The organism is Actinomadura sp. GC306 (genome assembly GCF_004348665.1).
In the GTDB taxonomy this organism is placed as follows: Bacteria; Actinomycetota; Actinomycetes; order Streptosporangiales; family Streptosporangiaceae; genus Spirillospora.
Map to the genome: position 1 here is coordinate 11,436 of NZ_SMKM01000016.1, position 20,033 is coordinate 31,468.

18 protein-coding genes are annotated in these 20,033 nt (G+C 74.3%); 9 read left to right on the forward strand and 9 right to left on the reverse strand.

Annotation, left to right across the window (positions count from 1 at the left end):
* Nucleotides 1-103: 103 nt before the first annotated feature.
* From E1200_RS04320 to E1200_RS04335, 4 genes are read left to right on the forward strand one after another with little or no spacing between them, the layout of a single operon-like run.
* Nucleotides 104-2,431 (forward strand): xanthine dehydrogenase family protein molybdopterin-binding subunit, encoded by a 2,328-nt coding sequence (locus E1200_RS04320; RefSeq protein WP_131950466.1) that lies wholly within the window; start codon nt 104-106, stop codon nt 2,429-2,431.
* Complete coding sequence (locus E1200_RS04325) at nt 2,428-3,303, forward strand: FAD binding domain-containing protein (protein ID WP_131950467.1); 876 nt, start codon at nt 2,428-2,430, stop codon at nt 3,301-3,303. The genes E1200_RS04320 and E1200_RS04325 overlap by 4 nt, the downstream gene beginning before the upstream one ends.
* On the forward strand, nt 3,296-3,772 hold the full coding sequence (locus E1200_RS04330) for a (2Fe-2S)-binding protein (RefSeq protein WP_131950468.1): 477 nt from the start codon (nt 3,296-3,298) through the stop codon (nt 3,770-3,772). The genes E1200_RS04325 and E1200_RS04330 overlap by 8 nt, the downstream gene beginning before the upstream one ends.
* A gap of 43 nt (nt 3,773-3,815) precedes the next feature.
* On the forward strand, nt 3,816-4,652 hold the full coding sequence (locus tag E1200_RS04335; protein WP_131950469.1) for a mycofactocin-coupled SDR family oxidoreductase: 837 nt from the start codon (nt 3,816-3,818) through the stop codon (nt 4,650-4,652).
* Between the two features lie 20 nt (nt 4,653-4,672).
* On the opposite strand, the gene E1200_RS04340 is transcribed toward E1200_RS04335, so the two are convergent.
* A complete protein-coding gene (locus E1200_RS04340; RefSeq protein WP_207933171.1) occupies nt 4,673-5,866 on the reverse strand; it encodes an acyl-CoA dehydrogenase family protein in 1,194 nt (397 codons plus the stop codon).
* Nucleotides 5,863-6,906: an acyl-CoA dehydrogenase family protein gene (locus E1200_RS04345; RefSeq protein ID WP_131950470.1), complete on the reverse strand. Its 1,044-nt coding sequence runs from the start codon at nt 6,904-6,906 to the stop codon at nt 5,863-5,865. The genes E1200_RS04340 and E1200_RS04345 overlap by 4 nt, the downstream gene beginning before the upstream one ends.
* A 139-nt stretch (nt 6,907-7,045) precedes the next feature.
* Here E1200_RS04345 and E1200_RS04350 point away from each other — a divergent pair, with 139 nt between their 5' ends.
* Nucleotides 7,046-7,729 carry a TetR/AcrR family transcriptional regulator gene (locus E1200_RS04350; protein ID WP_131950471.1) on the forward strand — a complete coding sequence of 228 codons (684 nt, stop codon included), beginning with the start codon at nt 7,046-7,048 and terminating at the stop codon, nt 7,727-7,729.
* A 15-nt stretch (nt 7,730-7,744) separates the two neighbouring features.
* Here the strand turns inward: E1200_RS04350 and E1200_RS04355 are convergent, their stop codons facing one another.
* Complete coding sequence (locus E1200_RS04355; RefSeq protein WP_131950472.1) at nt 7,745-8,932, reverse strand: thiolase family protein; 1,188 nt, start codon at nt 8,930-8,932, stop codon at nt 7,745-7,747.
* A gap of 76 nt (nt 8,933-9,008) precedes the next feature.
* On the opposite strand from E1200_RS04355, the gene E1200_RS04360 reads away from it, so the two are divergent.
* Both E1200_RS04360 and E1200_RS04365 read left to right on the forward strand, forming a co-directional pair.
* The gene (locus E1200_RS04360; RefSeq protein ID WP_131950473.1) at nt 9,009-9,884 is read left to right on the forward strand and encodes an alpha/beta hydrolase; all 876 of its coding nucleotides are present in this window, start codon (nt 9,009-9,011) and stop codon (nt 9,882-9,884) included.
* Nucleotides 9,885-9,895: 11 nt separating this feature from the next.
* The gene (locus E1200_RS04365) at nt 9,896-11,377 is read left to right on the forward strand and encodes an AMP-binding protein (protein ID WP_131950474.1); all 1,482 of its coding nucleotides are present in this window, start codon (nt 9,896-9,898) and stop codon (nt 11,375-11,377) included.
* Nucleotides 11,378-11,391: 14 nt separating this feature from the next.
* Here E1200_RS04365 and E1200_RS04370 read toward each other — a convergent pair whose 3' ends face one another.
* Nucleotides 11,392-13,098 (reverse strand): amidohydrolase family protein, encoded by a 1,707-nt coding sequence (locus E1200_RS04370; RefSeq protein WP_131950475.1) that lies wholly within the window; start codon nt 13,096-13,098, stop codon nt 11,392-11,394.
* 151 nt (nt 13,099-13,249) lie between these two features.
* Here E1200_RS04370 and E1200_RS04375 point away from each other — a divergent pair, with 151 nt between their 5' ends.
* Together E1200_RS04375 and E1200_RS04380 are read left to right on the forward strand one after the other, a co-directional pair.
* Nucleotides 13,250-14,056, forward strand: a complete 807-nt coding sequence (locus tag E1200_RS04375; protein ID WP_243708336.1) for an SDR family NAD(P)-dependent oxidoreductase — start codon at nt 13,250-13,252, stop codon at nt 14,054-14,056.
* A gap of 12 nt (nt 14,057-14,068) precedes the next feature.
* Complete coding sequence (locus tag E1200_RS04380) at nt 14,069-14,257, forward strand: ferredoxin (RefSeq protein WP_131950477.1); 189 nt, start codon at nt 14,069-14,071, stop codon at nt 14,255-14,257.
* Here E1200_RS04380 and E1200_RS04385 read toward each other — a convergent pair.
* From E1200_RS04385 to E1200_RS04405, 5 genes are all read right to left on the reverse strand, one after another.
* Entirely contained in the window at nt 14,244-15,452 is a 1,209-nt protein-coding gene (locus tag E1200_RS04385; protein WP_131950478.1) for an amidohydrolase family protein, read from the reverse strand. The two genes, E1200_RS04380 and E1200_RS04385, sit on opposite strands and share 14 nt — an antisense overlap.
* A 79-nt stretch (nt 15,453-15,531) precedes the next feature.
* On the reverse strand, nt 15,532-16,626 hold the full coding sequence (locus E1200_RS04390) for an acyl-CoA dehydrogenase family protein (protein WP_131950479.1): 1,095 nt from the start codon (nt 16,624-16,626) through the stop codon (nt 15,532-15,534).
* Nucleotides 16,626-17,843 (reverse strand): acyl-CoA dehydrogenase family protein, encoded by a 1,218-nt coding sequence (locus E1200_RS04395; RefSeq protein WP_131950480.1) that lies wholly within the window; start codon nt 17,841-17,843, stop codon nt 16,626-16,628. The genes E1200_RS04390 and E1200_RS04395 overlap by 1 nt, the downstream gene beginning before the upstream one ends.
* Nucleotides 17,840-18,805, reverse strand: coding sequence for an acyl-CoA dehydrogenase family protein (locus E1200_RS04400; RefSeq protein ID WP_131950481.1), 966 nt, complete (start codon nt 18,803-18,805; stop codon nt 17,840-17,842). Before E1200_RS04400 ends, E1200_RS04395 begins: the two co-directional genes overlap by 4 nt.
* Nucleotides 18,790-19,962, reverse strand: coding sequence for an acyl-CoA dehydrogenase family protein (locus E1200_RS04405; RefSeq protein ID WP_207933173.1), 1,173 nt, complete (start codon nt 19,960-19,962; stop codon nt 18,790-18,792). Before E1200_RS04405 ends, E1200_RS04400 begins: the two co-directional genes overlap by 16 nt.
* Between the last annotated feature and the right edge of the window lie 71 nt (nt 19,963-20,033).

Sequence of the window (20,033 nt, forward strand, 5' to 3'; positions counted from 1 at the left end):
GTCGGCCGGCCCCTCCGCGAGCCCCGCAAGGGAGGTCCCTGGTGAGCGACACCGACCCGGTCGACCTGCACGGCCCGGCGGGCCCGCCGGGCGGGTGGCGCGGATGAGCGCGGCGCCCGCCGCCGCCCGGTACGCGGGGACGCGCGTGCCCCGGGTCGAGGACGCGCGGCTGCTGACCGGCCACGGCACCTTCGTGGACGACGTGGTGCGCCCCGGCATGCTGCACGCGTGCTTCGTGCGCAGCCCGATGGCACGGGCCCGCATCGCGGGCATCGACGCCTCGGAGGCGCTGGCCCTGGACGGCGTCCACGCGGTGTTCACGGCCGCGGACCTCAACCCGGACGTGCGGGAGCAGTGGTACACGCTGACCGGCCGCGACATCCCCGACACCCCGCGCCCGCCGCTGGCCGAGGACGAGGTCAGGTTCGCCGGGGACCCGGTGGCCCTGGTCGTCGCCGCCGACCGGTACATCGCCGAGGACGCGGCCGAGCTCGTCGCCGTCGACTACGAGCCCCTGCCGCCGGTCGCGGACTACGTCACCGCGCGCGACTCGGACGAGCTGGTCCACGCCGCCTACCCGGGCAACCTCGCGGGCGAGCTGGCCGGCCCGCCCTTCGCGGAGCTCGCCCCCGTCTTCGACGAGGCGGCGCTGGTCGTCCGGGAGACGATCTACCAGCAGGCGTACGTGCCGGTGCCCATGGAGACGCGCGGGATCGTGGCGGAGTGGTCGGCGTCCACCGGCGAGCTGGCGGTCTGGACGGGGACCCAGTCGCCGCACGAGGTCCGGCTGTTCGCCTCCCGGCTGCTCGGGCTGCCCGAGCACCGGGTGCGGGTCGTCGCGCGCGACACCGGCGGCGGGTTCGGGCAGAAGGTCGTGCCGCAGCGCGAGGACATGTGCGTCCTGCTCGCGGCGCGGAAGGTGCCCGGCGCGCTGAAGTGGATCGAGGACCGCCGGGAGAACCTGATGTCGGCGGGGCAGGCGCGGCACGCGCACGCCGACGCGCGGATCGCCCTCGACTCCGCCGGGACGATCCTGGCGGCCGCGATCGACTACACCGAGGACGTGGGCGCCTACCCGGTGCCGTGGCCGGTCGGGAACGCCGCGGCCGTCGGGATGTTCTTCCCCGGCCCGTACCGGGTGCCGCGGGCGACGTGGTCCACGGCGTGCGTGTTCTCCAACACCTCGGGGCGCAGCGCCTACCGGGGGCCGTGGCAGTACGAGTCGCTGGCGCGGGAGGTGCTGCTGGACGACGCGGCCCGCCGCCTCGGCATGGACCCGGCCGAGCTGCGCCGCCGCAACCTGCTCCGGCGGGACGAGATGCCGTACTTCAACCCCAACGGCATGCCCTACAGCGACATCACGCCGCTGGAGACGTTCGAGCAGGCGCTCGGCATGCTCGACTACGACGCGTTCCGCAAGGAGCAGGAGCGCGCCCGCGCGGAGGGCCGCTACCTGGGCGTGGGCACGTGCACCTACGTCGAGCCGACCACGGCCATGGTCGGGCTGCACAGCACCGAGGGCGCCACGATCAGGATCGAGCCGTCCGGCAAGGTCAACGTGTACGTGTCGGGCGGGTCCGCGGGCAACAGCCTCGAAACGGCCGCCGTGCAGCTCACCGCGGACGCGCTCGGCGTGGACATCGCCGACGTCGGCACCGTCCAGGGCGACACGGCGGTCACCCCGTTCGGCGGCGGCACGGGCGGCAGCCGGTCCGGCTCGATGATCGCGGGCGCGGTCGCCGAGACCGCGGCGGTGCTCCGCGAGCGGATCATCGCGATCGCCGCGCACCGGCTGGAGGCGGACGCGGCCGACATCGAGCTCGCCGGCGGGCGGGCCGCGGTCAGGGGCGTGCCGGAGTCGGGCCTGCCGCTCGCCGAGATCGCCGACCTCGCCTACTTCCGGCCGGGCGAACTGCCGCCCGGGGTCCCGGCGGGGCTGGAGGCCAGCGGGCGCTACCTGCCGGAGACCCCGATCATCTGGGTCAACGCGACCCACCTGTGCACCTGCGAGGTCGACGTCGCCACGGGCGCGGTGACGCTGCTGCGGTACATCGTCAGCGAGGACTGCGGCCCGATGATCAACCCCGCCGTGGTGGAGGGGCAGATCGCGGGCGGCACCGTCCAGGGGATCGGCGGCGTCCTCTACGAGCACCTCGCGCACGACGACGAGGGCAACCCCGTCACCACCACCTTCATGGACTACCTGCTCCCCACCTCCGCCGAGGTGCCCGAGATCGAGTACGGCCACATCGAGACGCCGTCGCCGGGGCCGGGCGGCTACAAGGGCGTCGGCGAGGGCGGCGCGATCGGGTCGCCGCCCGCGGTGGTCAACGCGGTCGCCGACGCGCTCGCGCCGTTCGGCGCGCGGATCACCCGGCTGCCGCTGACGCCGGAGCGGATCGCCTCGCTGGCACGGGGAGGGACCGGATGAAGCCGGCACCGTTCGCCTACCACGCCCCGACCGGGGTCGGCGAGGCCGTGTCCCTGCTCGCGGACCTCGGCGAGGACGCCAAGGCCATCGCCGGCGGGCAGAGCCTCGTCCCGATGCTGGCGCTGCGGCTGGCGGCCTTCGAGCACCTCGTCGACCTCGGCCGCGTGGCGGGGCTGCGCGGCATCGAGCGGCGCGGCGACGACCTCTGGGTCGGCGCGGGCACCACCCAGGCCGCGGTCGAGCGCTCGGCGGACGTCGCCCGGGACGTGCCGCTGCTGGCCCGCGCCACCCCGCTGATCGGCCACTTCCAGATCCGCAACCGCGGCACCGTCGGCGGGTCGATGGCCCACGCCGACGCCGCGGCCGAGTACCCGGCGGTCGCGCTGGCGCTCGGCGCGCGGTTCGAGGCGCGGTCGCCGCGCGGAACCCGGACCGTCCCCGCCGACCGGTTCTTCACCGACCTGTGGAGCACCGACCTGGCGCCGGACGAACTGCTGACCGGGATCTCCTTCCCGGTGTGGCGCGGCCGGTGCGGGTTCGCGATCGAGGAGTTCGCCCGGCGCGCCGGCGACTTCGCACTCGCCGGCGCCGCGGTCGCCGTGGAACTCGGCGACGACGCGCGGATCGCCCGCTGCGGCATCGGGCTGTTCGGACTCGGCCCGACGGCGCTGCGCGCGGCGGCGGCGGAGGCCGCGCTCACCGGCACCGCCGCGCACGACGCCACCGGCGACGAGGTGGGCCGCACCGTGCTGGCGGCGCTGGAGTCCGTCCCCGCGGACCTGCACGCGTCCGCCGAGCACCGCAGACGTATCGGCGCCGTCGTCGTGGCGCGCGCCTGGCGACGGGCCCTCCAGGAGGCCGGCGATGCCTGACATCGAGATCGAGATGCGCGTCAACGGGACGCCGCGGCGCGCCGTCGTGCCGCCCCGGCTGACGCTCGCCGACTTCCTGCGGGAGCGGTGCGGGCTCACCGGCACCCACCTCGGCTGCGAGCACGGCGTCTGCGGGGCGTGCACGGTCCTCGTAGCCGGCGAGGCCGTCCGCGCATGCCTGGTCTTCGCCGTCCAGGCCGACGGCGCGGAGATCACCACCATCGAGGGGATCGCCGCGGAGGACGGCGAGCTGTCCCCGGTGCAGTCCGCGTTCCGCGACCACCACGGCCTGCAGTGCGGCTTCTGCACCCCCGGATTCGTTGTCTCGGTCACCGCTTTTCTGCGCGACAACCCCGACCCCACCGACGAGCAGATCCGCGAAGGGCTGTCCGGGAACCTGTGCCGCTGCACCGGGTACCAGGGGATCCTCGACGCCGTCCGCGCGGCGGCGCGGGAGGAGACCGGATGACGCTTCGGAACACCCCGCTTCACCCACCCGAAACGAGGTAACGATGGCTGGAAGGCTCGAAGGCAAGGTCGCCTTCATCACCGGGGCGGCGCGCGGCCAGGGCCGCGCCCACTGCGTCCGCATGGCCGCCGAGGGCGCGGACATCATCGCGATCGACGTCTGCAAGCAGATCGACACCGTGCCCATCCCCATGTCAACGCCGGAGGACCTCGACGAGACCGCGGCGCAGGTGAAGGCGCTGGGCCGGCGGATCGTCGCCGCCCAGGCCGACGTGCGCGACTACGAGGCGATGAAGGCCGTCGTGGACGACGGGGTGACCCAGTTCGGCCGGCTCGACATCGTCGTGGCCAACGCCGGGCTCGCGGCCGACGGCGCCCCCATCCAGGAGATGGACGAGAAGCTGTGGCGCGACTCCATCGACGTCAACCTCACCGGGGCGTGGCTGACCGCCAAGGCGTCCGTCCCGCACATCATCGAGGGCGGCCGCGGCGGCGCGATCGTGCTGACCAGCTCCGTGGGCGGGCTGAAGGCCCACCCGTTCGTCGGCAACTACGTCTCGGGCAAGCACGGCATGGTCGGGCTCATGCGCACCCTGGCCGTGGAGCTGGCGGAGCACAGCATCAGGGTCAACTCCGTCCACCCCACCCAGGTGAACACGCCGATGATGATGAACGACCTCACCTACAAGATGTTCCGTCCCGACCTGGAGAACCCGACCCAGGACGACATCGCGCCGATCTCCAAGATGATGAACATGCTGCCCGTCCCGTGGGTGGAGGCGGAGGACATCGCCAACGCGGTGCTGTTCCTGGTGTCGGACGAGGCCCGCTACATCACCGGCGTGCCCCTGCCGGTCGACGCGGGCTCCATGCTGAAGTAACCGGGCTCAAGCAGCCGGGCTCAAGTGGCCCGGCCGGGGCGGTTGCGGGGCAGGCCGAGGTGGCGTTCGGCGATGACGTCCCGCAGGATCTCGCTCGCCCCGCCGTAGATCGTGGTGACCACGGCGGCCCGGAAGTCGTGCTCGAACCGGCCTGCGGCGGGGGCCCCGGGCGCGCCGGGGGCCAGCACGCCCTCGGCGCCCAGGATGTCGAGGGCGTCGCTGTAGTGCCGCTGGGCCGCCTCGGTGAAGAAGAGCTTGCGCATCGTGCCCTGGATGCCCGGCACCCCGCCCTTGGCCGCGTCCCACTCCACCCAGTGGCCGAGGAGCCGGGTGACCTCCTTGTCCACGGCGATCCGGCCGATTCGCTCGGCCACCAGCGGATCGTCCAGGACGGCGGTCCCGTCGGGGCGGCGGGCCCCGCGCGCCCACGCGGCGAGCTCCGCGGCCAGCGCGGGCTTCTCGATCGACCCGGGGCCGCCGACGCCGCGCTCGTAGGTGAGCGCCACCTTCATGACGCTCCAGCCGGAGTCGGCCTCGCCGATGAGCGCCGTCCCGGGGACGCGCACGCCGGTGTAGAAGGTGGCGTTGGTGACCTGGCCGCCGAGCGTGCGGATCGGCCGGCGCTCGTATCCGGCGGCGTCGGTCGGGACGAGGAACAGCGACAGTCCCCGGTGCTTCGGGACGGCGGTGTTGGTCCGGGCGAGCACGAAGACGTGGCTGCACACCTGCGCCGTGCTGGTGAACATCTTCTGGCCGTCGATCACCCACCCGTCGCCGTGCCTGACGGCCGTCGTCCTGGCCGCGGCCACGTCCGAGCCCGAGTCGGGCTCGCTGTACCCGAGCGCGACGAGCAGCTCGCCGCGCAGGGCGGCGGGCACGTACCGGCGCCGCTGCGCCTCGGTGCCGACGTGCAGGATCGTGCGCATCACCATGTACGTCGTCGACCAGCCGTCGACGTGCAGGTCCCGGCGGACGATCTCCTCGAAGACGGCGCGGGCGAAGCCGGGATCGACGTCGCCGCCGCCGTACTCCGCCGGCCACCCGGCGGCGAGGATCCCGTCGCGCGCGAGCCGTTCGTGCAGCGCCGTGGTGTGGTGGCAGCCGCCGTCGCGCTGCTCGGCGGCCCACTCGGGGCGCACGTTGGCGTCGGCCCAGGCGCGGGCCGCGTCCCGGTGCTCGGCGAGCCGGTCGGACTCCCAGAAGTCCATGGTCATGCCCCTCTCGTGTCGCCGGTTGCGAGGTCGTGCAGGCGGTGCGGCAGTTCCGCGTACGCGGCCCTGGGGTCTCCGGCCACCAGCGGCCACGCCTTCGCGCGCCGGAAGTAGAGCTGGACGTCGTATTCGAGGGTGTAGCCGTAGCCGCCGTGGAAGTGCAGGCTGTCGGACGCCGTCCTGAACGCGGTCTCCGCCGCGAACAGGAACGCCATCGTGGCGAGCACGCCGGCCTTGGCGAGCCCGGCGTCGTGCGCCCACGCCGCCTCGTAGGCGAGCAGCCGCGCGCCCTCGATGGCGGTCGCGTTGTCGGCCAGCCGGTGCTGGACGGTCTGGAACCCGGCGACGGGGACGCCGAACGCCCGGCGGTCGAGGGCGTAGTCCCGGCCGAGGCCGAGGGCCTCGGCGGCGAGCCCGGCGAGCGCCGCCGCGGTGAGCGCCTGCCAGTGGTGGACGGCCCGGCGGTGCGCGGCGAGGGCCGCCGGCCCGGTCGCGAGCACGGTCGTCTCCCCCGGTTCCAGGCGGCGGTCGGCGACGGGCATGGAACCGAGATTGGGGACGGCGGGCACCGGGCCGGCCGTCCGCACCGCCACGAGTTCCCCGTCCCGTAGTGCGATGACGAGATCCGCGACCGCGCCCGCCGGTACGAGCCGGGCGACGTCCGCCTCGGCCGGGCGGAGCGCCACCGTGGCCAGGAGCTCGCCAGCGACGGCGGCGGCCACCAGCGGCTCCGGGACCGCGTCCGCCGGGAGCGCGGCGAGGAGGGTGGTGGCGACGGCCGTCTCGATCAGCGGGACCGGCGCCAGCGACCGGCCGAGGGCCTCGGCGGCGATGGCCAGCTCCACGAGGCCGGCGCCGCCCCCGCCCCGGTCCTCGGGGACGGCCATCGAACCGAGGCCCGTCTCCACCGCCTTGCGCCACAGGGCGGCGTCGAAGCCGAGGGGCTCGGCCGCCCGCACGACCGCGGGGGGCGACTCCTTCTGGAAGAACTCGCGCAGGGCGGCGCGCAGCGCCTCCTGCTCGGCGGTGGGATCCAGGTTCATGATGGTCACCCTCTCAATTTTGAGAGTACCATTCTCGCCCGCCGAACCCGCCGGGGCCACCGCGGAGGCGCCCTATTATGAAAGTAGGCGCACACTCACCTGCGCCCGGACGTCGGAGAAGACGAGGAGAATAGATCCCGTGAGCGAGTCGGCAACGACGGCGGCCGCCGCGCCCGCCGGTGAAGCGCCGCGCCCGCGCCGGCGTCTCACCGCCCAGGCCCGCAAGAGCTCGATCCTGGCCGCCGCCCGGCGGGCGTTCACCGAGACCGGCGACATGAACGGCACCACGATCAAGGTGATCGCCGAGCACAGCGGCATCAGCGAGGGCGTGATCTACCGCCACTTCGAGAGCAAGGACCAGCTCTTCTTCGAGGCCGTCGTCGAGCCGCTCAAGAAGGCCGTGGACGACCTCGTCGCCGCCACCGCCGACATCGACCGGGACGAGCCGCTGACGCCCGAGCGCCAGGTCAGCACGATGGAGGGCCTGTACCGGCAGCTCGTCTCGACGCTGGTGGAGATCCTGCCGCTGCTCGGCCTCGTGCTGTTCGGCGACCCCGAGGTGGCCCGCCGGTTCTACCGGGAGAACTTCGCGGTCGCCATGGACCGGCTCGCCGAGGCGTGGCGCGAGGTCGAGGACAGGTACGGCTTCCCGTTCGAGTCCCCGGACGTCTCCGCCCGCGCGGTGATGGGCATCGCGCTCGTCCTCGCCCTGGAGAGCCGCCACCGCGGCAAGTTCGACCGCGACCGCGCGATCGCCCTGATCAGCGAGGGCACCGTGAAGGGCTTCTTCCCGGCCCTCGAACCCGAGCGCCGGCGGTCCTGACCCCGGCCCGCCCGGCTACGCCGGGGCGGGGACGTCGAGGACGAGCGCCGTGGCCATCCCGCCGCCCGCGCACATGGCGGCCACGCCCGTGCCGCCGCCGCGCCGGCGCAGCTCGTGCACGAGCGTCAGCACCATCCGGGTGCCGGTCATCGCGATGGGATGCCCCAGGCTGCAGCCGCTGCCGAGGACGTTCACCGCCTCCTCGTCCAGCTTGAGCCCGCGGGTCGCGGCGATGCTCACGGAGGCGAACGCCTCGTTGATCTCCCAGAGCGCCACGTCCCCGGCCGACAGGCCCGCGCGGTCCAGCGCCTTGGGGATGGCGACGAGCGGCGCCAGGCCGGTCTCCGCGGGCGGCACCCCGGCCGACGCCCAGGCCCGCACCACCGCCAGCGGCTCCAGCCCGCGCTCCCGCGCGAAGTCCCCGCCGGTCACGACCACCGCCGCCGCGCCGTCGTTGACGCCGGCCGAGTTCCCGGCGGTGATGCTGAAGCCCTCGATCTCCGGGTGGATGGGCTTCAGCGAGGCGAGCTTCTCCAGGGTGGACGTCCGCCTCGGGTGCTCGTCGGCCGCGAACGTGAACCGCGTCCCGTCGCGCCGGGTCACCTCGACCGGGACGATCTCCTCCTCGAACGCGCCCGCGTCGATCCCCGCGACGGCGCGCTGATGCGAGCGGTAGGCCCAGGCGTCCATCTCCTCGCGGCCGATGCCCGCCTTGACCGCGGCGTTCCAGCCGACCGTGATCGTCATGTCCCGGATGGGGGCGTCGGGGGTCTCCGGGTGGCTCGGCGAGAGCCAGTCGTCCTGCCACTCGTCCGTCCCGGGGACGCGCCGGCGGACCTTCGGGGAGGTCGAGCTGGACTGCACCCCGCCCGCCACGACGACGCGGTCCATGCCCGCCATGACCGACGCGGCGGCGCTCTGAAGCGAGGCGAGCCCGGACGCGCAGTGCCGGTTGTGGGCGATGCCCGGCGCGTTCACCAGCCCGGCCTCGATCGCGGCGTAGCGGCCGACGGCCCCGCCGCCGTAGAGCGACTCGCCGAGGACGACGTCGTCGACCAGCTCGGCCTCGATGCCCGACCGCCGGACGGCCTCGGCGACCGCCGCCGTCCCGAGCGACAGCGCGTCGACGTCGGCCAGCGACCCCTTGAAGGCGGTCCCGATCGGGGTGCGGGCACCTGCGACGATCACGGCCTCACGGCTCATGGCGGGCTCCGTTCCGTCCGGATTCCATAACTGAGTGAGTATTCTCTTTCCTCGTTCCGCATAGTAACTTCGGCCCATGGCGTCGGCAACGGTGAACGGCCTCGCGATCGGCTACGAGGTGCTCGGCGAGCGCGGCCGGCCGTGGGTGCTGACCCCCGGCGGCCGGGACGGCAGGGACACCCCCGGCCTGCGCGAACTGGCCGCCGCGCTGGCGGAGCGCGGGAACCGGGTGCTCATCTGGGACCGCCCGAACACCGGCGAGTCCGACGTGTGCTTCACGGGGGCGTCCGAGTCCGCGATGCAGGCCGACGTCCTGGCGGGACTGCTCGCGCACCTGGACATGGCGCCCGCGGTGATCGCCGGCGGGTCCGGCGGATCGCGCGTCTCGCTGCTGGCGGCGGCGCGGCACCGGGAGGCCGCCGCGGCGCTCGCCGTGTGGTGGATCAGCGGCGGCGTCTTCGGGCTGCTGAGCATCGCGAACCACTACTGCGGCGCCTCGGTCCGGGCGGCGTGGCAGGGCGGCATGGAGGCCGTCGCCGCACTGCCCGAATGGGCCGGGGTCATCGAGCGGAACCCCGCCAACCGGCGGCGCTTCCTGGAGACCGACCCGGCGGAGTTCATCGCGACGCTAGAACGGTGGATGGCCGCGTACTGCCCCCGTGACGGCGAACTGGTGCCCGGCCTGCCGGACGCGGACGCCTCCGCCCTCGTTCTTCCCGCGCTGGTGCTCCGCAGCGGCGCGAGCGACATCCACCATCGGCGCGAGACCTCCGAGCACGTCGCGAAGCTGCTGCCGAACGCCCGGCTCGCCGAGCCTCCGTGGGGCGACACGGAGTGGCACGAGCGGCAGGCGGCGCGCACGGCGGGCACGGCTCCCGGCCTGTTCGTCCGCTGGCCGCTGCTCGCGCCGATGCTGCACGAGTGGGCCGCCGACGTCCTCCCGGCCTCCTGAAAGGACGGCACGTGGCAGCGGAGATCAGCATCGCGCGACGGATCCGCGACCTGGCGGAGGAGCAGCCGGACCGGGTCGTGCTCCACCACCTGGGGCCGGACGGCGGCGAGACCGCGTTCACCTGGCGGGACCTGGAGCGGCGCTCCGCCCTGCTCGCGGGTGAGCTCGCCTCGCGCGGGCTGGGCCACGGCGACCGGCTCGGCATCGCGCTGCGCAACTCGCCGCGGTTCACGCTCAGCGCGCTCGCCGCGTGGCGGCTCGGCGCGGTGCCGGTGCCCGTCCGGTGGGACGTGCCCGGCTGGGAACTGGAGCGGCTGCGCGAGGTCATCGACCCGAAGGTCCACCTAGCCGAGGACGACGCCGGCTGGATCGACGCCGTGTGCATGGGCGCGACGGCGAACCTCGCCCCGCCCGGGCTGCACGAACTGCCCGACGTGGTCGCGCCCTATCTGAACGGCATCTGCAGCAGCGGCTCGACCGGCATCCCGAAGGTCATCCTCAGCGCGCGGCCCGCCCTGTTCGACCCGGCGTACGGCGCGCCGATCATGGACATGTGGGACCCGGTCCCCCGGCCGCAGCGCATCCTGGTCCTGGCACCGATGTACCACGCCAACGGGTTCACGGCGCTGTTCAGCCTCCTCGCGGGGGACGAACTCGTCGTCCTCGGCGGGTTCGACGCCGCCCGCGCCGCCGACGCGGTCGAGCGGCACCGGATCTCGACGTTCACCGCCACGCCGACGATGCTGCAGCGCATCGCCGACCTGCCCGGCATCGACGGCCGCGACCTTTCGAGCCTGCGGTTCGTCCTGCAGGGCGCGGCGCCGATGCCGCCGTCCCTCGTCCACCGGTGGGCCGGGCTGATCGGCGCGGAGCGCCTCGTGATGGCGTACGGGATGACCGAGGGCCTGGGCATCACCGCGCTGCGCGGCGACGAGTGGATGGCGCACCCGGGCAGCGTCGGCCGGGGGCTGCGCGGCACCGAGCTGCGCATCCTCGACGCCGCCGGAGCCCCCGTCCCGGACGGCGGGATCGGCGAGATCTACCTGCGGTCCCCGGCCTACCACGGCTACCGGTACGTGGGCGACGCGCCCCGCCTGAAGGGCACCGACGACGGCTTCCAGACCGCCGGGGACATGGGGTACCTCGACGGCGACGGCTACCTCCACCTCGTCGACCGGCGGGTCGACATGATCGTGACGGGCGGCGCGAACGTCTTCCCGGCCGAGGTCGAGGCCGCCCTCATCGACCATCCCGCCATCGCCGACGTCGTCGTCATCGGGCTGCGCGACCCGGAGTGGGGCCGCCGGGTGCACGCCGTGATCGAGCCCGCCGATCCCGCCGCGCCGCCCGCGCACCGGGAGGTCGTCGCCTACGCCAAGGAGCGGCTGGCGCCCTACAAGGTGCCGAAGACGGTCGAGATCGTGGCGGCGATCCCCCGCAGCGCCGCCACGAAGGTCAACCGCGGCGCGCTCGTCGCGGCCCGCGGCGGCTGAGCGGGGAGCCCCGCTCAGGCCGAGGACACCACCCGGCCGGGAAGCTCCCCGGTCAGCTCGTCGTGCTCGACCAGGACCCGGCCGTTGACGAGCGTGCAGTCGTAGCCGCGGGCGCGCTGCACGAACCGGCCGGCGCCGAGCGGGAAGTCGGCCGCCATCTCCGGCGTGTGCAGGTAGAGGCCGTCGAGGTCGAGCACGTTGACGTCGGCGAAGGCGCCCGGCGCCAGGACGCCGCGGCCGGGTATCCCGAACAGGTCGGCGCCTTCCAGGGTGAGCTTCCTGACGGCCGTGCCGATGTCGAGCAGGCCCTCGTCGCGCACCCAGTGCTTCAGCAGGAACGTCGAGTTGCCCGCGTCCATCGTCAGGGCCACGTGGGCGCCCGCGTCGGCCACCCCCACCACGACGTCGGGATTGGTGATCATTTGCGCGACCGCGTCGAGGTCCTGGTTGAGGACCGGGTAGTAGAGCAGGCCGAGGCCGCGGGTCTCGACCAGGTAGTCGAGGAACGCGGCGGCGGGGCCGGTGCCGCGCCGGGCGGCCTCGGCGGCCAGGCTGTTGTCCGGGCTCACGTCGTAGTCCGCCGGGCCCGGTGGCAGGAGGTAGAGCTTGGCGGGGTCCGTCGGGGCGAGGGGACCCGACCGGTCGTCCGGCCGCTCGGCCTCCTCGATGAGGCGGCGCCGCACCGACGCGTCCTCCAGCGCCGCCAGCCGCTCGCCGAACGAGCCCGCCATGGCCTCGGCCCAGCCGGGCAGCGCGTCGTAGGGCGTCCGCCCGGCCAGGCAGTAGACGATGGCGGTGCCGCGGACGGAGGTCATCGGGCGGACGTCGGCGCCGCGCCCCCGGGCCTCGGCGACGCGGTCCATCACCCATGACCACAGGCCCGGACGGCGGTCGCTCTGCATGATCGAGAACGCCAGCGGGCGGCCCGACGCGCGGCTGACCTCCTCCATCCACGCCATCTCCGCGACGGAGTTGCGCCGTTCGGGCCCGTCCCGCTCCCCGATGCGCGGCACGACCTGGAAGGTGCCGCGGCCCCGCTCGGCCATGGCGCCGGCGATCGCGGCGAGCTCGGCGGGCGAGGCGTGGGTGCCCGGCACCGGCCGTCCGTCCGGAACGGTGTGCATGTAGGTGCGGGAGGTCGAGAAGCCGAGCGCGCCGGCGTCGACGGCCTCGGCCACGGCCGCCGCCATGCCGGCGATGTCGTCGTCCGTGGCGGGCGAGTCGTCGAGGGCGCGCTCGCCCATCACGTAGTAGCGCAGGGCGCAGTGGCCGACGAGACCGCCCGCGTTCACGCCGAGGGCGCGCCGCCCGAGCGCCTTGAGGTAGTCGCCGTAGGTCTCCCAGCCCCAGTCGAGCCCCGCCATGATCGCGTCGGCGGGGACGTCCTCGACCGACTCCATCATCGCGGCCAGGTACCCCTCCCGCCCCGGGCGGACGGGCGCGAACGTGACGCCGCAGTTGCCCATCACGACCGTGGTGACGCCGTGGTGGCAGGACGGGGTGGCGGCCGGGTCCCAGAAGAGCTGGGCGTCGAGGTGGGTGTGGACGTCGATGAACCCCGGGGTCACGAAGCGGCCCGCGGCGTCGATCTCCCGCCTGCCCCGGCCGGCGACCTCGCCCACCTCGGTGACGCGGTCGCCGTCGACGGCGACGTCGGCCCGCCGGGGCGCGGCGCCCGTGCCGTCCACCACGTCGCCGCCGCGGATCACGATGTCGTGCATGGCTCCACGTCCCTCCCACGGATACAGAGCGGGTGCTCACTCACAATAGCGCCGCGGAAGCGATGAGAGTAGGCGTTCACTTTGCTAAAGTCGGGGCGGGAGCGGGCGACGCGCGGCCCGGCGCCGCGGACGGGAGCTGGACGTGGGAGCGATGGACGGCCGCACGGTCATCGTCACCGGCGCGAGCCGCGGCATCGGGCGGCACATCGCCGAGCGGTTCGCCGCCGAGGGCGCCGCCGTCGCCCTGGTGGCGCGGACGGCGGCGCCGGGCACGTCGGCGCTGCCGGGGTCGCTCGACGAGGTCGCGGAGCGCATCGAGGCGAACGGCGGCCGGGCGGCGGCCGTCCGCGCCGACCTCACCGCCCCCGAGGACGTCGAGACGGTCGTCGCGCGCGCCGAGGAGGCGCTGGGGCCGGTGGACACCCTGGTCAACAACGCGGGCGTGAACTTCTACGGCCCGGCCCTCGACATCCCTGCACGCCGGTACGCGCTGATGTTCCAGATGATGGTGCACGCCCCGTTCCGGCTGAGCCAGCTCGCCGTCCCCGGCATGGTCGAGCGCGGCCGGGGCTGGATCCTCAACATCACCTCCAAGCAGGGCCGCCACCCGGTCGGGCCGCCCTACCCCGGCTGGGCGAGCGACGGCTGCGTCCCGTACGGGATGTGCAAGGCGGCCCTGGACCGGCTCACCACGGGCCTCGCCGCCGAGGTGCACGGCACGGGCGTGAGCGTCAACTCCCTCGGCACGTCCGGCCTGGTCATGACGCCCGGGGTGGCCGTGGTCTCCCCGCACACGCCCGACACCGTCCCGGTCGAGGACGACGGCGCGATGCCCGAGGCGGCGCTCGCGCTGTGCGCCGCGCCGCCCGGCACCGTCACCGGCCGCATCGCCTACAGCATGGAACTGCTCGGCAGGCCGTTCCCCGAGGGCCCGTGGGCGCTGCCCGCCACGTTCTAGAAGGAGAACGCCATGAAGGTCACCGTGGACCCGGACCGCTGCCAGGGGCACGCCCGCTGCTGGGAGATCTGTCCGGAGGTGTTCGCCCTGGACGAGCAGGGGCACGGCTCGGTCCAGGTCGCCGAGGTGCCCCCGGAACTGGAGGCCGGGGCGCGCGACGCCGCGCGCAACTGCCCCGAGCGCGCCATCACCGTGTACTGATCGTGGCGGGGTCCGCCGGGGTGAAGTCGTAGACCCGGATCGCGTTGCCCATGGTGATCTTGTACTGGACGTCCTCGGGCAGGTCGCCGAGCCACTTGCGGGCCATCTGCACCGTGTCGGGCCAGGTCGAGTCCGAGTGCGGGTAGTCGCATTCGAGCATGACGTTGTCCTCGCCGATGACGTCCAGGAGCCGCAGGCCAGCGTTGTCCTCGATGAACGTCCCGAAGACGTGGTCCTTGAAGAGCCGGCGGATGTCGGTGTCCAGGTCGAACCGGGACTCGCCCTTCTGCTCGCCCCGGTCGTGGGTGGCGTTCATGCTGATGTCGAAGCGCGACGCCCAGAACCGCTGCTTGTCGATGACCTGCTCGGCCCGCTCCAGGAAGTACGGCATCCAGCCGATCGACCCCTCCGACAGCGCGATCTTCAGGTTGGGGTACCGGGCGAAGTTGCCGCTGAACAGCCAGTCCAGCAGGGTGCCCGCCTGGTTGGCCGCCGCGGAGTAGGCCATGAACGCCAGCGTCGGCATGTCGTCGGACGTGCGGATCAGGTTCGAGGACGATCCGACGTGCATGGAGATGACGAAGCCGGTCTCGTCGCAGGCGCGGAACACCGGGTCCCAGTGGTCGGTGTGGATGGAGGGCAGCCCGAGCTTGGTCGGGTTCTCCGAGAAAGCGATCGACTTGGCGCCGAGGGCGGCGGTCCGTTCGATCTCCGCCGCGGCGGCGCGCGGGTCCCACAGCGGGATGATCATCATCGGGATGAACCGGCCGGGGTAGGCGCCGGCGAACTCCTCCAGGATGAAGTCGTTCCACGCCCGTACGCAGAGCAGGGCGAGCTCCTTGTCCTCGGCCTCGTGGAACACCTGGCCGCAGTAGCGCGGGAACGAGGGGAACAGCATCGACGCCAGCACGAAGCCCTGGTCCATGTCGGCGACGCGGGCGGCGGGGTCGTAGCAGCCCGCCCGCATCTCGTCGTAGGTGATCGGCTCCGGCGAGAACTCCTCGCGCTTCTTGCCCGCGACGGCGTTCAGGCCGATGGTCGCGATCTGGCGGTCCTCGTAGGCCCAGAACTCCGAGTCGCCGTCCCGGACGATGCGGGGCCCGGTGTCGCGCCACCGCCGCGGCAGCCGGTCCCGCCACAGCCCGGACGGCTCGATGAGGTGGTCGTCGACCGAGATGAACCAGTTGAACGACATGGCGGGCTCCCAACTGCCGCTATGAAAGCGAACGCTCACTTCTCATAGTAGACAGCGGGCCGTCCGAACGCCAGGGGCCCTACCGCGTCCGGGGGTATCGCCCGGCCAGCAGCGCGCGGTGCGCCGCGGGCGAGCCGAACAGGGAGCGGTTGAGCGCGGCGCGCTTGAGGAACACGTGCACGCCGCTCTCCCACGTGTAGCCGAAGCCGCCGTGGAGCTGCATCGCTGTGCCCGCGACCTCGACGGCCGCGTCGCACGCGTACGCCTTGGCCATCGACACCGCGGCGGCGGTCCCGGGGTCGCCGGGGCCGGTTCCGGCGAGTCCCCGCACGGCGGCCGCGACCAGCCGCCGCGCGACCGAGACCCGCACGAGCATGTCGGCGCAGGCGTGCTTCACCGCCTGGAACGAGCCGATCGGGCGTCCGAACTGCTCCCGGACGCCCGCGTAGGCGACGGTGGCGTCCAGCATGGCCTCGGCGAGGCCGAGGCTGTCGCAGGCGACGCCGGCCGCCGCGCGCTCGGCCAGCCTGCGGACGGCGTCGCCCGGATCGCCGCGGAACCGCCGCACGGACGACCCGGGCACCTCGGCGCCGTCCGCCGTGACGTGGCCGAAGCCGCGGGTGGCGTCGAGGACCGGCTGCGCGTCCACACCGAGCCCGGGGGTCCGCGTCCCGGCGTCGACGATCACGAGCGCGCCGCCGGGGTCGCGCGCCGGGAGCAGGAGCCGGGCGGCCTCGGCCGCGTCGGGCACGAACTCCGCCCGGCCGCTCAACCGGCGTCCGGCCGGTGTCGCCTCAATGCGGAAAGGCACGGTATCGGCGCTCTCCTGCTCCCCCGGCAGCGCAAGCGCCACGACGGCGTCGCCCGCCGCGATCCGGCCCAGCAGGGCGTCCCGGCCGGGTCCGGCCTCCAGAAGGGAGAGCGTCCCGGCCCCGAGGACGGCCGTGCCCAGATACGGGCCGCGCGCCGCCGCCCGTCCCATCTCCTGGAGGACGACCGCGACCTCGGCGAAGGTGGCGTCCGCACCGCCGAGTGCCTCCGGCACCTCCAGTCCCAGCCAGCCGGACGCGGTCGCCGACGGCCAGTCGAACGCGGCGCCGGGTCCGGCCTTGCCGAGCAGGCCGCGCGCCACGGCGCGCAGCTCGGCGTGGAGGTCGGTGAGGTCGGCGGGCATCAGGTCCCCCTCGGTTCCCGGGGCAGGCCGAGGCCGCGCTCGCCGATGATGGTGCGCTGGATCTCGCTGGACCCGCCGGGGATCGTCCACTCCCAGGAGCCGACGAAGTCGAGCACCCAGGCGCCCGACTCCCACCCGCTCGACATCGGCTTGCGCAACTCGGTGTGGGCGGCGAGCCCGGCGACCTCGGCGCCGAAGTCGGTCATCCGCTGGAGCAGCTCGCTGTAGTACAGCTTCACGATCGAGGCGTCGGCCGGGCCGGCGGTGCCGGAGCCGGCGCTTTCCACCAGATCGCGGCACAGCGCCCGCAGGCCGGTGACCTCGGTCTCCAGCAGCGCGAGCCGGTCGCGTACCCGGGAGTCGTCCATCGCGCGCCGCCCGCCGGGGCCCGGCCGGGCGCAGGTGTCCAGGAGGCGGCCGAATCCGGCGTTGCCGAGCCGCTCGGCCAGCTCCAGCATCGTCATGCCGCGCTCGGCGCCGAGGGTCTGCTGCGCCACCTGCCAGCCGCCGTTCTCCGGCCCGACGAGATCGGCGGCGGGGACGGCCACGTCGTTGAGGAAGATCTCGCAGAAGTGCGACTCCCCCGTGGCCTGCCGGATGGGGCGGACCTCGACGCCGGGCGAGCGCATGTCCATCAGGAAGTAGGAGATCCCGCGCCGCTTGGGGGCCTCGGGGTCGGTGCGGGCGAGCAGGAGGCAGCGGTCGGCGTGCATCGCGCCGCTCGCCCAGACCTTCTGCCCGTTCACGACGTAGCCGTCGCGCTCCCTGCGGGCGGACGTCCGCAGGCTCGCCAGGTCCGATCCGGCGTCCGGCTCGGAGAAGCCCTGGCACCAGATCTCGCCGTCGAGGATCGCGGGAAGGTGCCGCCGGCGCTGCTCGTCGTTGCCTGCGGCCAGCAGCGTCGCGGCGGCGTGGTGGACGCCGACGAACGCCAGCACGAGGCGAGGCGCGTCGTGGGCGGCGAGTTCCTGGTAGAGGACGATCTGCCGATCGACCGGCATCTCGCCGCCCCACTCCCCCGGCCAGTGCGGGACGGCGTACCCGGCGCGGCGCAGCTCCTGGAACCACTCCTGCTGGAAGCGGACGAACTCCTTGTCCGTCACGCCGGTCTGCGCCTGCCTCCAGCCGGACGGCACGTGCTCTTCGCACCACCGGCGCACTTCGGCGCGGAACGCGTCGACCTCGACGGTCGGCTCACCGGGGAGGTCGTATCTCACGGGGTCCCCCCTCCGGGGGCGGAGAACAGGCCGGTGAGGCCGCGGCGGCCGAGCCGGTGCGCCAGCCGGTCGCGGGTCACCGACGGGCCGAAGGGCAGGCGCCGCAGCGGGACGCTGTGGCGCGACAGCCACGACAGGGGCGACTCGTCGCAGAAGCCGAGCGCGCCGTGCAACTGGTGCGCGACGCGGAAGACGGCCTCGGCCGCCTCGATCGCGGCCAGCCGGAGCGCGAGCGCGTCGTCGAGCGCGTCGTCCCGGCCGTCCTGGACGCTCCACAGCGCGTACCTGGCGAGCATCTCGACGCCGCTGCGCTCGACCTCGGCGTCGGTCAGCTGGAACTGCACGCCCTGGAGCTTCGCCAGCGGGCGGCCGAACTGCTCCCGGACGAGCACGTGCTCGCGGGCGAGGCCGATCGCGCGGTCCAGCATCCCGAGCAGCGTCCAGCAGGGCAGCACCAGCCCGAGCGCCACGTCTCCCGAGCCGTCCCCGTCGATCGGGCGCAGGTCGAGCCCGGTGACGAACGCGGAGGCGCGCGGCGGGTCGCCGGGCGGCCGTGCGGCGGCGAGGTGGCGGCGGCCGTCGAGCGTGACCGCCGCCCAGCGCAGGCCGAGGCCGTCCACGGCACCGGAGGGACGGGCGTCCGCGACCACCACCAGTCCGTCCACGTCGAGGCCGTCCGCGTCGGGGCCGCCGGGCCGCGCCAGGCGCTCGGCCACCGGATACGGGACGGCCCAGTGGCCGGCGGCGCGGCACAGCGCGGCGGCGGCCTCAAGCTCGCCGGGGTCGCCGCGCGGATCGAGGTCCCACGCGCCCAGCGCGGCGAGGACGGGTCCCGCGATCGCCTCCCGGCGGCCGGGCTCGCGCTCGGCCCGCCGCACCAGGCCGTCTCCCCCGGCCGCCTCGAACGCGCGCAGCGCCGCCCGCCCGTACTCGGCCGCCTCGGCGCTCAGCTCGATGTCCACGTGCCCGCCCCTTCCGGCGACAGCAGCGCGCGGGCCAGCAGGACCCGCTGGATCTCGACGCTGCCCGAGGCGATGGTGGACGCCCGCGAGTAGCGCCAGTGGTCCTCGGCCGCGCGGCGGAACCGCCGGGCAGGCGCGCCGTCCGCCGGCGCGTGCGCGGCGATCTCCATGAGCACCTCGGCGGCGTCCTGGTCGAGCCGGGTCACGGCGATCCGGTACGCCGCCGCGTCGCCCGGCCGCACCGTGCCCCGGCTCTGCAGCGCCACCACGCGGTAGGCGAGCAGCCGGGCCCGGCGGCAGTGCGCGAGCATCCGCGCCCACCGGCCGCGCAGCTCCGCCGGGAGCTCCTCCCACTCCGCGCCGAGCACGGCGGGGGCGGCGTGCAGCAGCCGCTCGCAGCGGGCGTAGCGGGCGATGCCGACGCGCTCGAACGCCAGCACCTCCTGGACGACCCGCCAGCCGTGGTCCACGGCGCCGAGGACGTCGTCCTCGGTCACCCGGACGTCGTCGAGGAAGACCTCGTTGAGATGGTGCGGCCCCATCATGCAGTCGATGGGCCGCACCTCCACGCCGGGCGCGGACATCGGGACGAGGAAGATCGTCAGGCCGTCCTGCCTCCGCTCGCCCTTCGATGTCCGGGCGAGCAGGAAGCACCACTGCGCCATGGTGGCGTAGGACGTCCAGATCTTCTGGCCGGAGACCGTCCAGCCGTCGCCGTCCCGGCGGGCCGCCGTGCGCAGCGACGCCAGGTCGGAACCCGCGTCGGGCTCGCTGAACCCCTGGCACCAGATCACCTCGCCGCGCGCCATCGGCGGCAGGTGCCGGTGCCGCTGCTCCGGCGTCCCGTGCCGCATGATCGTCGGGCCGACCCAGTTGACGCCCATGTACTGCGCGCCCCGCGGCTCGTGGTGCGCCCACATCTCCTCGCGGACGGCGGTCTGCTCCCACACCGAGGCGCCGCGGCCCCCGAACTCCTCCGGCCACGCGGCGCACAGCAGGCCGCGCTCGGCGAGCGTCCGGCAGAACGCCTGCGCGGTCTCCAGGTCGGCCGGGTCGCCGGTGAAGGCGCCGAGGAAGTCCGGGGGGACGTGCTCGCGCACCAGCCGGCGCAGCTCCTCCCGGAGCCCGTCGGCGGCCTTCCCCATGGCGAAGTCCATGGCGCGACGGTAAGCAATCCTTATAAGGATTGAAAGTCTTGTAGTCCATCGCGGCCGGGGTTAGACTCCCG

Coding starts and splice junctions, on each gene's coding strand:
- E1200_RS04320 (WP_131950466.1), top strand. CDS start 104: ATGAGCGCGGCGCCCGCCGCCGCCCGGTACGCGGGGACGCGCGTGCCC.
- E1200_RS04325 (WP_131950467.1), top strand. CDS start 2,428: ATGAAGCCGGCACCGTTCGCCTACCACGCCCCGACCGGGGTCGGCGAG.
- E1200_RS04330 (WP_131950468.1), top strand. CDS start 3,296: ATGCCTGACATCGAGATCGAGATGCGCGTCAACGGGACGCCGCGGCGC.
- E1200_RS04335 (WP_131950469.1), top strand. CDS start 3,816: ATGGCTGGAAGGCTCGAAGGCAAGGTCGCCTTCATCACCGGGGCGGCG.
- E1200_RS04340 (WP_207933171.1), bottom strand. CDS start 5,866: ATGACCATGGACTTCTGGGAGTCCGACCGGCTCGCCGAGCACCGGGAC.
- E1200_RS04345 (WP_131950470.1), bottom strand. CDS start 6,906: ATGAACCTGGATCCCACCGCCGAGCAGGAGGCGCTGCGCGCCGCCCTG.
- E1200_RS04355 (WP_131950472.1), bottom strand. CDS start 8,932: ATGAGCCGTGAGGCCGTGATCGTCGCAGGTGCCCGCACCCCGATCGGG.
- E1200_RS04360 (WP_131950473.1), top strand. CDS start 9,009: ATGGCGTCGGCAACGGTGAACGGCCTCGCGATCGGCTACGAGGTGCTC.
- E1200_RS04370 (WP_131950475.1), bottom strand. CDS start 13,098: ATGCACGACATCGTGATCCGCGGCGGCGACGTGGTGGACGGCACGGGC.
- E1200_RS04375 (WP_243708336.1), top strand. CDS start 13,250: ATGGACGGCCGCACGGTCATCGTCACCGGCGCGAGCCGCGGCATCGGG.
- E1200_RS04380 (WP_131950477.1), top strand. CDS start 14,069: ATGAAGGTCACCGTGGACCCGGACCGCTGCCAGGGGCACGCCCGCTGC.
- E1200_RS04385 (WP_131950478.1), bottom strand. CDS start 15,452: ATGTCGTTCAACTGGTTCATCTCGGTCGACGACCACCTCATCGAGCCG.
- E1200_RS04390 (WP_131950479.1), bottom strand. CDS start 16,626: ATGCCCGCCGACCTCACCGACCTCCACGCCGAGCTGCGCGCCGTGGCG.
- E1200_RS04405 (WP_207933173.1), bottom strand. CDS start 19,962: ATGGACTTCGCCATGGGGAAGGCCGCCGACGGGCTCCGGGAGGAGCTG.